Annotated in this window: 8 protein-coding genes; 3 read left to right on the top strand and 5 right to left on the bottom strand. The window is 57.7% G+C overall.

The genetic code is table 11. The features are described 5' to 3' along the window. Positions 1–119: 119 nt before the first annotated feature. Entirely contained in the window at positions 120–965 is an 846-nt protein-coding gene (locus VN577_24260; GenBank protein HWR17964.1) for a glycoside hydrolase family 16 protein, read from the bottom strand. A gap of 249 nt (positions 966–1,214) precedes the next feature. Here VN577_24260 and VN577_24255 point away from each other — a divergent pair, with 249 nt between their 5' ends. Further along, positions 1,215–2,294 (top strand): LacI family DNA-binding transcriptional regulator, encoded by a 1,080-nt coding sequence (locus tag VN577_24255; GenBank protein ID HWR17963.1) that lies wholly within the window; start codon positions 1,215–1,217, stop codon positions 2,292–2,294. On the opposite strand, the gene VN577_24250 is transcribed toward VN577_24255, so the two are convergent. Further along, positions 2,271–3,449, bottom strand: a complete 1,179-nt coding sequence (locus VN577_24250) for an MFS transporter (GenBank protein HWR17962.1) — start codon at positions 3,447–3,449, stop codon at positions 2,271–2,273. The two genes, VN577_24255 and VN577_24250, sit on opposite strands and share 24 nt — an antisense overlap. A gap of 142 nt (positions 3,450–3,591) precedes the next feature. On the opposite strand from VN577_24250, the gene bglX reads away from it, so the two are divergent. Further along, entirely contained in the window at positions 3,592–5,877 is a 2,286-nt protein-coding gene (bglX, locus tag VN577_24245; GenBank protein HWR17961.1) for a beta-glucosidase BglX, read from the top strand. 82 nt (positions 5,878–5,959) lie between these two features. Here the strand turns inward: bglX and VN577_24240 are convergent, their stop codons facing one another. From VN577_24240 to VN577_24230, 3 genes are all read right to left on the bottom strand, one after another. Further along, a complete protein-coding gene (locus VN577_24240) occupies positions 5,960–7,258 on the bottom strand; it encodes a porin (GenBank protein ID HWR17960.1) in 1,299 nt (432 codons plus the stop codon). A 248-nt stretch (positions 7,259–7,506) separates the two neighbouring features. Continuing rightward, positions 7,507–8,148, bottom strand: a complete 642-nt coding sequence (locus tag VN577_24235; protein ID HWR17959.1) for an HAD hydrolase family protein — start codon at positions 8,146–8,148, stop codon at positions 7,507–7,509. Between the two features lie 64 nt (positions 8,149–8,212). Continuing rightward, positions 8,213–8,548 carry a hypothetical protein gene (locus tag VN577_24230; protein ID HWR17958.1) on the bottom strand — a complete coding sequence of 112 codons (336 nt, stop codon included), beginning with the start codon at positions 8,546–8,548 and terminating at the stop codon, positions 8,213–8,215. 125 nt (positions 8,549–8,673) lie between these two features. On the opposite strand from VN577_24230, the gene VN577_24225 reads away from it, so the two are divergent. Then, on the top strand, positions 8,674–13,107 hold the full coding sequence (locus VN577_24225) for a DEAD/DEAH box helicase (GenBank protein ID HWR17957.1): 4,434 nt from the start codon (positions 8,674–8,676) through the stop codon (positions 13,105–13,107). Positions 13,108–13,156: the final 49 nt, after the last annotated feature.

Below are 13,156 nucleotides of genomic sequence, written 5' to 3'. Positions count from 1 at the left end.
GGGAACAGCCGGGACAATTCAAAACTTTTGCGTTGCGAGCGAAATAGTCCTTCTGTAGCAGGATTTCACTCGATTGTGACACTTACATTCCCAAACAAAAGTGATGTACGTCACTCTCATTACTTGCGCGAGTACACTCGAACGTAATCAACCAACATCTTCTGCGGGAACACGGTGGTTGCATCCGGACTTCCCGGCCAATTGCCGCCGACAGCAACGTTCAGAAGGACGAAAAACGGGTGGTCAAATACCCATTTCGAACCTGCCGGAACGTCAGCCGGCGTGCGAGTTTCATAGAGGACATCGTCCACGTAGAAACGAATGGCGTTGGCCTCCCATTCGACGGCGTAAACGTGGAAGTCATCCGCGAAACGCCCACTGGAAAGCGTGTAGACGCTGGGTAGCGGATTCGCACCGGAATATCCCGGGCCGTGGAGGGTTCCATGCACCTTATTCGGTTCGAAACCGACGTTTTCCATAATGTCGATCTCGCCGCAAGTCGGCCAACCCGCGGTGCCGATATCGTTGCCGAGCATCCAGAACGCGGGCCATATTCCCTGTCCATAGGGGATTTTGATCCGCGCCTCGAAGCGGCCGTAAGTCTGGTTGAACAGGCCCTGTGTTTTCAGGCGCGCTGAAGTGTATTCACGGGTCACATTGTCCGTACCCGTATAGGTTTCCTTGAGAGCCTCGATCACGAGGTTCCCTTTTTCCTGCCGTGCGTTTTGTGTTCTTGCGGTGTAGTACTCGAGTTCGTTGTTACCCCAACCCCCGCCGCCGGTTTCCATCACCCACTTGGCCGGATCGGGTGCGGAACCGTCAGTTCCATTAAATTCATCGCTCCAGGTTAGGACCCATGTACCGCTAGTTGTTTTAGAAGAAGAAGGTGGTGCCGCAGCAGCAGGCGATCCGCCGCACGACACACACAACACAGCCATGAATGCAATCAGAATGAATTTCTTCATATGTTTGCTGTGGCCCCGTGATGCCTTTGAGTTCGCCGATCACGGATCGTGTCTGAGGATTAAAAACCGTTGGCTTCTTTTGTTTACTTATGACAGAATCGTTTCTGTTGCTTACAGAAACGTTTCTGTAGCCGCAGGAAGTCTGTGCTAATGTTGGCTGGTTGTCAACAGGAAATTTACTTCCTTGATTACGTAGGGGTGCCACGGCACGTTCTCCGGTGGATTCACCGGAGGCGCAGTCGATAAGCTATGAGCACTACGGCCACCACGACAAAGCGGGACGAAGCCTCGACGGGGCCCAACCAAAGGGTCAGTCTCAAGTCCATTGCGAAACAACTGGGGCTCTCCACGACGACCGTTTCGGTGGTGGTCAACGACGCACCGGCAGCCAAAGCCATCTCCCAGGAAACCAAAGACAGGATCCTCAAGGTTGCACAGGAGTTAAACTACCGTCCGAACTATTTCGCGCGATCCTTGCGCCAGAAGCGCAGCTTCATGGTGGCGATGATCCTGCCGGAGATCAGCGAAGGCTATGCGGCGTCCATCATGCGCGGCATTGAAGATCGCCTGCTTTTAGAGGGATACCTGTACTTCGTGGTGAGCCATCGCGGAAAAGCGGACCTGGTGGAGGAGTACGCGCACCTGTTGATTGAGCGTGGCGTAGAAGGTTTGATTTGCGTGAATACCCCCCTGAACGCTTCCCTTCCGGTACCGGTAGTCGCTGTCTCAGGTGAACGCAACGTGCCGGGGGTGACAAATATCGCGATCGACAACAGAAAGGCCGTAAGACTCGCGATGGAGCACTTGGCCGCGTTGGGCCACAAGCGGATCGCATTCTTCAAAGGGCACGCCGGCAGCGCGGATACCGAGTATCGATGGGAAGGAATCTGCAAGACAGCGCAGAAACTGGGCGTACCGGTTCTTCCGGAGTTGACGATCCAGTTGCAGGGCAGCCATCGCGGAGGTGGCGAGGAGCCGTCCACGCCGGACGAGGGGTACGTGCACGGAAAGAAATTGCTGGAACGCAACGAGCCATTCACTGCGCTGCTGGCCTTCAACGATATGTCGGCGATTGGGGCGATGCGCGCATTCCAGGACCACGGACTTCGAGTCCCGCAAGATGTTTCGATCATCGGCTTCGATGATATACAGGCTGCGTCTTTCCAGAACCCACGCCTGACCACGGTACGGCAACCGATGCGGCGAATGGGAGAACTTGCGGCAGTCACGCTGCTGAAGCGAATCAACAATCCGGAAGAAGAACAGAAAAGCGTCAGGGTTCAGCCCGAACTAATCGTTCGGGAATCAACTGCGAAAGTGGGCCGCTGAAGCTGTAGTTGCTTCAGCCGAAGAAATCGTCATGTTGTGGATGCGCCAGAACGTGATCAATGCGGCGGTGAGGCAGAGCAGAGGGACGATGAAACCAACGCGCAAATTGTGCGCGTATGCCCCCACGACTCCGACGAGCCAGGGCACGGTCGCCCCACCGACGCCGCACATGCCAAGCACGATGCTGCCGGCTCCTCCAGATCCATACGATTCCGCGAAGATCGCCACCACAGTTGGAAATATGGCCGAGAGCCCGAGGCCGCATACCAGGACTCCGGCGAACATGACAGCGACATTGCTCGACAGAAGCGTAGCGGTGATTCCAAGCGCAGCGCTTATGATCCCTGCGGTAACGATTCCGACGGGCTTCAGCACGCGCGAGACCAGTAGCGGTGCAACAAGCCTTCCGACCAGGATGGCGCACCAGAAGCTCGATTGCATGAGAGCCGTCATCTTCGGAGAGGTTTGGTGAAAGCGGATGGCAAAAGCTGAAAGCCAACCTGAAAAAGCGTTCTCGACGCCCACATACAGGATCAGGAACAACGATGTAAGCAGAGCGAAGAGAACCCGATCGTCACGGTGCAGTTTGCCCTGGCGCTGCGGTGGCTCTGCGGCGTTGGACGCTAGCAGTCGCGCATGTCCCGCAACCGATGTCACAACAAATGACGCTGCAAGCAGGAAGAGAAACGTCCGCCAGCCGATGGTGCGCTGTGCCTGGGCAATCAACATCGGGCCCGCCAGTGCTCCCACCGTCCAGGAGAAGTTCAGCAGATTAAGGGCGGCAACGCGACGTTCGGGAACAAGTTCGGCTACTAGCAGATTCGTCGCCGGCAGGGCAAAACCAAGCCCTAGTCCGTACAAACCAATTCCGGTGACGCTAGTCCACAATGTGCTGCTTCCGGTTGCACCGACGCCGGCTGCGACTAGAAACATTCCAATGCTGACGGTCCAACTGGTCCCCCAGCGCGCCAGGACTTTTGCCGCGAGCAACGATCCGGTAACGGCGGCAACAAATTGGGCCGTGAAGAAACGGCCAGCCTGGGCATCATTCAAGGTCCACTGCGAGGCAAGCAGCGGAAGGATGGGCCCGAGCATGGTTGTAACGACTCCGGTAAGTGCGAACCCGAGGTGAATCAGGGCGAGTCGAAGTTTCACGCAGACGCTCGATTCATAAACCGCACAAGCTGCAAACGATACAAAGCTGCATGATAAACGACACCGCACCCGGCGCGTTCTAAATCCGGCCGAGTGGGTTGAACCGGGGCCGCACTATCACGGCCCGTCAAAGGTGTGACTTATGCATAATTTCTCACGATTCCACGGCAACGTACGCCGATGCTGCCAACTCCTTCTGATCATCACTCTGCTGACGGCAGTCGCCTTCTCGCAGTCGTGGTCAAACGATCCCAAGATTGAATCCCGCATCAATTCCCTTCTGAAGCAGATGACGCTTGAAGAGAAAATCGGGCAGTTGAACCAGTACTCCGCCGGCTCGCCCACCGGGCCCGGCACCGGCCGTACCAACTACGAAGATATGCTGCAAAAGGGCCAGATTGGCTCACTCTTCAACGTTACGGGTCCGCGGGTGAATGAACTTCAGAAGATTGCCGTGGAGAAGTCGCGCCTGAAGATTCCGATCATCTTCGGCTTGGACGTGATTCACGGATATCGGACTACCTTCCCTACGCCGCTTGGCATGTCGTCGACATGGGATATGTCGTTGATTGAGAAAGCGGCTCGCGTTGCCGCCATCGAAGCCAGTTCTGACGGAATTCGATGGACGTTCTCGCCCATGGTGGACATTGCGCGCGACGCGCGCTGGGGCAGGATCGTGGAAGGCGGCGGCGAAGATCCGTTCCTCGGATCGGCCATTGCCCGTGCGTATGTGCGCGGCTATCAGGGAACATCGCTCGCGGATCCGACGTCGATCGCTGCGTGCGCCAAGCACTACGTGGGATACGGCGCGGCAGAGGGTGGACGCGACTACAACACTACGGAGATTCCCGAGCGCTTGCTCCGGCAGGTTTATCTGCCTCCTTTTCACGCTGCACAGCAGGAAGGTGCAGCGACCTTCATGAGCGCCTTCAACTCTCTCAATGAAGTGCCCGCGAGCGCCAACCCGTTCACCCTTGACCAGGTGTTGCGGAAAGAATGGAAATTCAGAGGGTTCGTCGTAAGCGATTGGACTTCGATCGGAGAACTGATCCCTCACGGGCTTGCCAACGACGGCGCGACCGCAGCACGCAAGGCGATTCTTGCCGGCGTAGATATGGACATGGAAGCGAACCTCTATTTCTCCACGCTGGCTGAGCAGGTGAAGGCCGGGAAAGTACCCGCCTCGGTAATCGACGAAGCCGTGCGGCGCATACTGCGCATCAAGTTTGCGCTTGGCCTGTTCGAGAACCCGTACACGACGAAGCCGCCCGTGGTTGGAGCTCCGTTGGCGAAGGAGCACACGGATTTGGCCCGAACCGTCGCCGAGAAATCTTTCGTGCTGTTGAAGAACAATGGCGTCCTGCCATTGAAGGCACAGCAGAAGGTAGCGTTGATTGGTCCCTTTGCCGACAACGCTCACGACATGCTCGGTAGCTGGCGGGCACAAGGCGAGAGCAAAGATGCCGTCACTCTGAAGACGTCGCTCGAAGAAAAGCTCGGACCGAAGGTGATTTTCTCCAAAGGCACGGGGATTCTGGAGAGCCCGCAAGATACAGAGGCAATCCAGGCCGCGGTGGAAGCTACAAAACAGGCTGACGTGGCAGTAGTCGCGCTCGGCGAAGCGTCGAACGAAATGACGGGCGAAGCTGCTTCCCGCACGGAAATCACGCTTCCGGGACGCCAGCTCGAGCTGTTGAAGGCAGTCGCCGGAACCGGCAAGCCGGTTGTGCTGCTGGTCTTCAGCGGACGCCCCGTCATACTGAACTGGGCCGCCGAGAACGTAGCCGCAATTCTTGAGACATGGCATCCGGGTGTCCAGGCCGGACCGGCCATCACCCGCACTCTTTACGGGGAGAACAATCCTTCCGGCAAGTTGACGGTCAGCTTCCCCCGCGCGGTTGGACAGGTCCCGATGTACTACAACCACCTGAACACCGGACGCCCGTTGGGAACCGTGGACGACTCAGTAGCACCGAATGCTGAAACGCCGAAGTTCAAGTCGCGTTACATCGACCAGAGAAACTCGCCGCTATACCCATTCGGCTTCGGACTGTCGTACACAACATTCACCTACTCTCCGGTTTCGTTGTCGTCGACGTCGTTCAGCGCGGCTGACCTGAATGGCACAAAGAAGCTGACGGTTCGTGCAGAGGTAAAGAACAGTGGAACCGTAGCCGGTGAAGAAACGGTGCAGCTCTACATCGCACAGACCGGAACCAGCGTGGTACGTCCGGTTCGTGAGCTGAAGGGATTCCAAAAGCTCGCACTCTCTCCGGGAGAGTCGAAACAGGTGGAATTCACTCTCGGACAATCCGAGCTCGCGTTCTGGAACCTGGACATGAAGAACGTGGTCGAGCCCGCAAAAGTAAAAGTGTGGGTTGCTGGAAGTTCTGACCAGGGGACCCCGGTGGAATTCACAATCAACTAACACATGCGATTGGCGGTCGTTGATTCGCATCGACGACCGCCCTTCTGACAGGCGGCGAAGCCCTCCCCCCTCATCTCGCCGCCTATTTTGTTCCTTCGCGACTATCAAACAGGAAGACCATGCCAGCCGTAAGGGTGTTCTGCGAACTTACCGGAGTGCTCAATCCTTTGGTGAAGATCGGGTGGTTGGCGATGTCGCGGCGGAATTCCAGTCGCGTGAGAAGGTGATTGGCGATCACACGCTGGAATGTGCCTGTTACTCCCTGGACGTGGCCGGCGGTTCCTGTTGTGAAGCCATAATGATCGTTGTAGTACTCGTAGCGAGTCGCAATGCTGTATTTGGAATCGAACGCATACTTCGCATAGGCCGATACACCCGTCCAGTACACAGGATTCGCGAAGCCTTCCATTCTGTCGCCACGTCCGTAGTCGTAGTTGAACATCAGCGTTAGCTTTTCCGTTGGGGAGACAGTCATAACCGTGTCGTACATCTGGCGCCAGTCGGAGTTGTTGTCGGTTCCCTCGGGGCCGGCCATCACCGACTGGGACAGGCTGAAGCGCTTGCTGGGCGTCCACGAGAACGTCGCGCCATAAGTTTTGCCGCTGTTGTTGTCGATGGTGTTGTTCCAGCCGTTCGTGATGAATCCCGTCAGGGCGTATTTGTCATTGAAGGCGTACTTCGTACGCATGCCAAAATGGAAGTACGGGATCGCGTAGGAAAAGAGCAGTCCGCGCGAGTAGTTCCAGTTGTCCTTGGTTTCGATCACTTCGGCTCCGTGCGGCGTAACGTATTTCCCGAAGTCGAATTGCATGCCTTTCCCCACGGGAGCAAGATAGGAGAAGTAGGCTTCCTTCAGATATTGATCGACGCCTATGTCTTTTGTCGGTTCCGCAGAGTAGATAGCGTTCATCGCCTGGCCATAGCCAAGCGCGATCCGATATCCGGTGCGACTGTTCGAAGGATCGGGCGTTTTGTCGACGATAAGTTCAACCAGGTTGAGACCAAACTGGTTGGAAGAAGTATCGAACGAGCGCATCCCACTTGAGCGGTTCGCGGGATTATTGAAGTTCTGTTGGTAATAGAGATCAACAAATCCGCTGACAGAAGTTGGCCCAAGGAGGCTGCCTATCGTGGACTTCTCTTCCTTCTTCTCGTCGTGTGCGACCAGATTCTGCTGTGCGAGGGGAGTGGCTGCCGCGGTTGTACTGCGGCTCGCGCGAACTTGAGCACGAAGATCAGCCAGTTCCGACTCTAGACGACGGATGCGCTCCTCCATTGCACCGTCGCTAACCGGCACTACCGTTTGCGCCTGCATCCCCAACGAACAAAACATCACGAGCGTTACTGCTCCGCTCAAAATTTGAAAGTTGAACATCGCCATGCGTGCACTCTCGTCAGATTAAAGTCTTCGGAGCCAAGAGAAATTACCTCGACGCCAGTGCGGGCGAGATTAGGACGCATCCGGAGGAGCGTCCAATTCAATGTTTTTGTCCGGAAGATAGAAATTGATTCTTTCGTGGAAAAAGCTGATGGAGAGAATCGAGAAAGCTGATGGAAGCCCGGCTACCCTGCTATGGATTACCGAGCCTCCTCGTTTGTGTTCAGCCAAACTGCAGGGCGATATCCGCTCTATCTTTTCGACGCTGCCTTGTCGGGAGTGTGTGGCGAGCGGTCGTGAATGTACTGCTCAATGCAACGATCCAGCGTTCCCTGCGCACGAAGGATGTACTCAATTGCATCCCGGCAGGCGCCATGTCCGCCCTCGTGATCGGTGATGAAGTGGGATTCGTCCTTCACTTCTTCACGCGCATTGCGAACGGCGATGGCGAGTCCGCAACGGCGCATGATGGGCAGGTCAATGATGTCGTCGCCGACGTACGCGACTTGATCGGCAGCAAGCCCTTCCATCTCGAGAATATCGCGGAAGCACTTTCCCTTGTCAGCAATGCCTTGGTGCACGATGTCGAGTCTCAGATCGCGCGCACGCAACGCGACCGTCTCGGAAATACGTTTGGTGATGATGCCGAGTTTCAGGCCGCCGAGCTTCGCCAAGGAAATTCCAGTGCCGTCATGCGCGTTGAAGCCCTTCGCTTCCATTACGTTCTGGCTGTGAATAGCGTATCCGCCCTTGTCTGACATCTGTTCCTGGTGCTCGTTGATGCTGAGATCGCGCCCACCGGTCGCGGGAAACAGGAAGATGGTGCCGTCGGTCATGACGCCGTCCACGTCAAACAGGATCAGCTTGATTTTTTGCGCACGTTCCTTGGACATGCATCGATTCTATCGGTCCGCTGAGAGCGAGCAAATGTAAGGTTTGATACTGCGCAACGCGAACTCAGAAAACTCCGGGGACAAACTCCTCAATAACCAGCTTCGAAACCGCCTGACAATTCCCGCAGACGAGCAGCGTCTCGTCCTGATCACTCTTCAGAACACCGAGGTGAAGACTTTCGCATGAGGCGCAGTTGGTAGTGGCTTCCCCGGAGTTCGGCTGTGGCGTATCAACCCAGATTTCGTCGCTCTTCCCGGTTTTGACGGTGTTCAGTTCGAAAGTACTGCGGCATTCAGCGCAGACGTGGTTGAAGCAGCACTTAGGTTCGCAGGAGTAAACGATATCGGCGCTGGCACATTGCGGACATCGGATCACATCTTTGAGGGAGGGGAGGGCCATGGCCCGATTTTAAAGCAGAGGGCCAACAGGCCAAGTGCCCGGTCGGGCTAGACCTTTCGGAGCAGCCGGATTCTTCGCGAGGCGAACATCTGGCGAAAGCTCCCGAAAACGCCTACAATACCGCAATGCTTTCCGCCGTACCGATTGCCTCGGGGAGGGGTGCCCTGGGGTGGGCGCATCCTGTGGTCGAAGAGTGGTTCCTGCAAAAGTTCGGTTCTCCGACTGAACCGCAGGAGCAAGGGTGGCCGCACATCCTGGCCGGACGCACCACGCTGATTGCCGCCCCAACCGGATCTGGCAAAACGCTCGCGGCGTTCCTTGCCTGCATTGACGGACTCGTCCGGAAAGCCCTCGCCGGCGATCTTCGGGACTGCACGGAAGTCCTCTACGTCTCCCCACTAAAAGCGCTTGGCAACGACATCCAGAAAAACCTCGAAGGCCCGGTGGCCGAGATCATGCAGTTGGCTTCAGAACGCGGTTACCTGATGCCGGAGATTCGTACCGCTGTGCGCACTGGTGACACGCTTGCTCTTGAGCGCCAGCGGATGCTGAGGCGTCCGCCGCACATTCTAGTAACGACGCCGGAGTCGCTCTACATCCTGCTGACGGCCGAAAAAAGCCGGAAGAACCTGGCGCACGTGAAGACCGTAATTGTGGACGAAATCCATGCGGTCGCCGGTGACAAGCGCGGATCACATTTGCTGCTTTCGCTGGAACGGCTGGAAGAGGTCACTGAGCAGCCGCCCGTAAGAATTGGGCTTTCGGCTACGCAGAAACCCCTCGAAGAAATTGCGCACTTCCTGACAGGATCCGAACGGCCCGCCCCGGCAGTGGTTGACGTGGGCCATCGTAGACAGATGGATTTGGCGATCGAAGTTCCCCGAAGTGAAATGGGGCCCATTGCCACGAATGAGCAGTGGGACGAAACCTATGATCGCCTGGCGGAACTGGCGAACCAGCATCGATCAACTTTGGTGTTCGTGAACACGCGACGATTGGCGGAGCGCGTGGCCTTGCATCTGGGAGAGCGCCTCGGCGAAGACAAGGTTGCGGCGCACCATGGTTCCATGGCCCGAAAGCTGCGGTTGGACGCAGAACGCAAGCTGAAGGCAGGAGAGATCAAGTTGCTTGTGGCGACGGCGTCGCTGCAGTTGGGTATCGACGTCGGCTTCGTCGATCTGGTGTGCCAGTTGGAATCGCCACGTGCCATCGCGGTCGCGCTTCAGAGAGTCGGGCGCGCCGGACACTGGCGTGGCGCGATACCGAAGGGCAGGTTCTTCCCGGCGACGCGTGACGATCTTGTGGAATGCGCCGCACTGGTGCGCGCCATCCAACACGGCGAATTGGACCGCGTGATCATCCCGCAGGCTCCGCTCGACATTCTTGCGCAGCAGATCGTTGCCGAGGTGGCGGCGAATTCACACCCTCATATAGCAAACGACTCCGACGCTCTCTTGTTGCCGGCGCTTGAAAGTGGCCTGGGCGAGGACGAACTCTTTGAGCTGGTGAAGCGTGCCTATTGCTTCCGTGATCTGACACGCGGCCTGTTTGAAGAAGTTCTAGCGATGCTCGCGGAAGGGATTGCATCGAAACGAGGGCGTTACGGCGCGTACTTGCATTGGGACCGGGTGAATCGGCGTCTACGTGCACGACGCGGAGCACGAATGACCGCCATTACCAGTGGCGGCGCGATTCCGGAAACGGCGCTTTTCAACGTCGTGTCGATGCCGGAAGGCGTGACAGTCGGAACCGTGGACGAGGACTTCGCGGTCGAAAGCCTTGCGGGAGACATCTTCCTACTGGGTAATACGTCATGGCGAATCCAGCGCGTGGAATCCCGTTCAGGAAGAATTCTCGTGGAAGACGCGCATGGCCAACCGCCGAATATTCCCTTCTGGCGCGGAGAAGCGCCGGCCCGCACGATCGAACTATCCGTTCACGTCGGCGAACTTCGTCAACGTGTCAGTGAACTGATGGAAGCAACCGGGCCGGCGGAGCTCACTTCCCTGCTTGCGGGCAGCCTCGATCAGGAACCACTCGCGAGCACAATCGATTGGCTCAAAAAGGAATGCGGGCTCGATTTGCCCGGTGCGGCGCAGGTGATCGCACATATCGTGAACGGACGCGCTGTACTCGGCGCGGTCCCGACGCAGGACACGGTCATCGCGGAGCGATTCTTCGACGAAGCCGGTGGCATGCAGTTGGTGATCCATGCCCCATTCGGTGCGCGCATCAACAAAGCTTGGGGATTGGCACTGCGTAAGCGCTTCTGTCGTAGTTTCAATTTCGAGCTTCAGGCTGCCGCGACCGACAACGGTCTCAACATCTCGCTCGCAGAGCAGCATAGTTTTCCGCTGGCCGATGTTTTCAGCTTCCTGCAACCGGAGTCGGTGTTCGAAGTGTTGCAGCAGGCAGTTTTGACGGGTTCCCCCATCTTCCAGACGCGGTGGCGCTGGGATGCGAACCGCTCATTGGCGCTTCTGCGATATCAGGGCGGGAAGAAAGTTCCGCCGCAGATTCAGCGCATGCGCAGCGACGACCTGTTGGCATCGGTATTTCCTGATGTCGCAGCGTGCTTCGAAAATATCGAAGGGGAAATACAAGTCCCCGACCATCCCCTGGTCAAAGAAGTAATGAAAGACGTAATGCACGAGGCGATGGACGTGGAAGGACTCAGGCGTTTGCTGGAGGGCATCCGCGCCGGCTCGGTTCGAACCATCGCCGTCGATACTCCGGTGCCGTCGCAGTTTTCGCACGAGATCCTGAATGCGAATCCATATGCCTATCTGGATGATGCGCCTCTCGAGGAGCGTCGTGCTCGTGCCGTTTCCCTCAGACAGACACTGCCGCAATCAGTGCTGGAGGAAGTTGGCGCCCTCGATCAGGCCGCCATCGAGGAAGTTCGGCAGGAAGCATGGCCCGATGTGCGGGACGAGGACGAACTCGCCGATGCTCTTTATACGCTGATCGCTTTGCCGGAGCAGTCGACGATGAATTCGCCAGACGGAGGAGAGTTGGCGATCACATCCCGTTGGCAAGCGATGTTCGAACGCCTGCAAAACAGCGGTCGCGCCGTAACGGCAACTGTCGGCGAAGAACGTTTCTGGGTGTCGTCTGAGCGGACGCAGACTTTCAAAGCGGCTTACCCGTGGGCTGCATTCACTGGTGAAGCCGTCGAGAAAGAGGCGCCCGGACACTCTGATGCTGTTCATGCGGTAGTGCAAGGATGGATGCAGCACATCGGTCCGGTGCGAGCGTCGCACCTAGCTTCTCTACTTCGATTGCAGCAAGACGAAGTGCTGCAGGCATTGTTACGGCTGGAAGCGAGTGGGACGGTGCTGCGCGGGTGGTACTCGATTGCGCGGCCTGCGGATGGCAACTCTTCGCTCGATGACGTTCGACTGGGGAACTCCATCGAGTGGTGCGAACGCCGATTGCTGGCACGAGTTCATCGCCTGACGATCGGGCGTCTTAGGAAAGAAATCGAGCCGGTCACTCCCGCACAATTCATGCGCTGGCTGCTGCGATGGCAGCACGTGGAGCCGGGTTCGCAGACTGCAGGCGATCGGGGCCTACAAGACATCGTCCAGCAGCTGCAAGGATTTGAGATGCCCTCGAATGCCTGGGAGCGCTACATCCTGCCCGCCAGGCTTCGTGGCTACGATTCCGATCAACTGGATGAACTCTGCCTCACCGGCACGGTGGGCTGGGGGCGCTTATCTCCGCATCCTGCGACGGTGGAAGCGAACGGAAACGGTCAGCGGGCCAGAAGAGTGGTGCCGACCAGCGTGGCACCGATTACTTTCTTCCTGCGGGATAGTTGCGACTGGATGGCGATGAATCCGCATCTCGGGATCGGCTCGCTCAACGATGCGTCGGAAGATGTTTTCACCGGATTGGGCGAAGCCGCCCGCGAGGTATTCGACTTCCTGCGTCAGCGAGGAGCATCGTTCTTCGCCGATGTGGTTCGAGCTACTGGCCTGCCCAAGCACGACGTCGAAACTGGACTGTGGGAGTTGGTTGCCGCCGGACTGGTGACCGCCGACGGGTTCGACAACCTACGGTCGTTGATTGATCCAGCCCGTCGTAATGGCAAACGCTCGCGCCCCGCCGGCCGCTGGACCGTGATGTATCCGGTGGAACTCGCTGACCGCGCCAAGGCCATTGAAACAACCTGCTGGATGTTGCTGCGCCGCTACGGGGTGGTCTTCCGCGAGTTGCTCGCCCGGGAAACGATGGTGCCGAAGTGGCGCGAGTTATGCATCGCATTCCGAAGGCTCGAAGATCGGGGCGAAATTCGCGGCGGCCGCTTTGTTGCCGGATTCCTGGGAGAACAATTCGCGCTTCCGATCGCTGTGGAGTCGCTACGGGCGATGCGCAAGTCGCAGCCCACGGGAGAGGTCGTGACGATTTCGGCGGCCGACCCACTGAACCTGGTCGGGATCGTGGTACCTGGTGAGAGAGTGCCCGCGATTTCCGGCCGTTTTGTCCGTTTCAAGGACGGTGTTTTCGTCTCCGGCGAAGAAGCTGTTACGCCGATGGCTGCGACGGGCGACTGAACGCTCGTTCGGTTACCTCTGCTACAATTTCCGGTTTGCCCCCAGCTTT

The sequence above is a fragment of the Terriglobales bacterium genome, assembly GCA_035561515.1.
GTDB lineage: Bacteria > Acidobacteriota > Terriglobia > Terriglobales > Acidobacteriaceae > DATMXP01.
The sequence above is the reverse complement of the archived record's forward strand: the minus strand, read 5'-3'. Positions and strand labels throughout refer to the sequence as shown.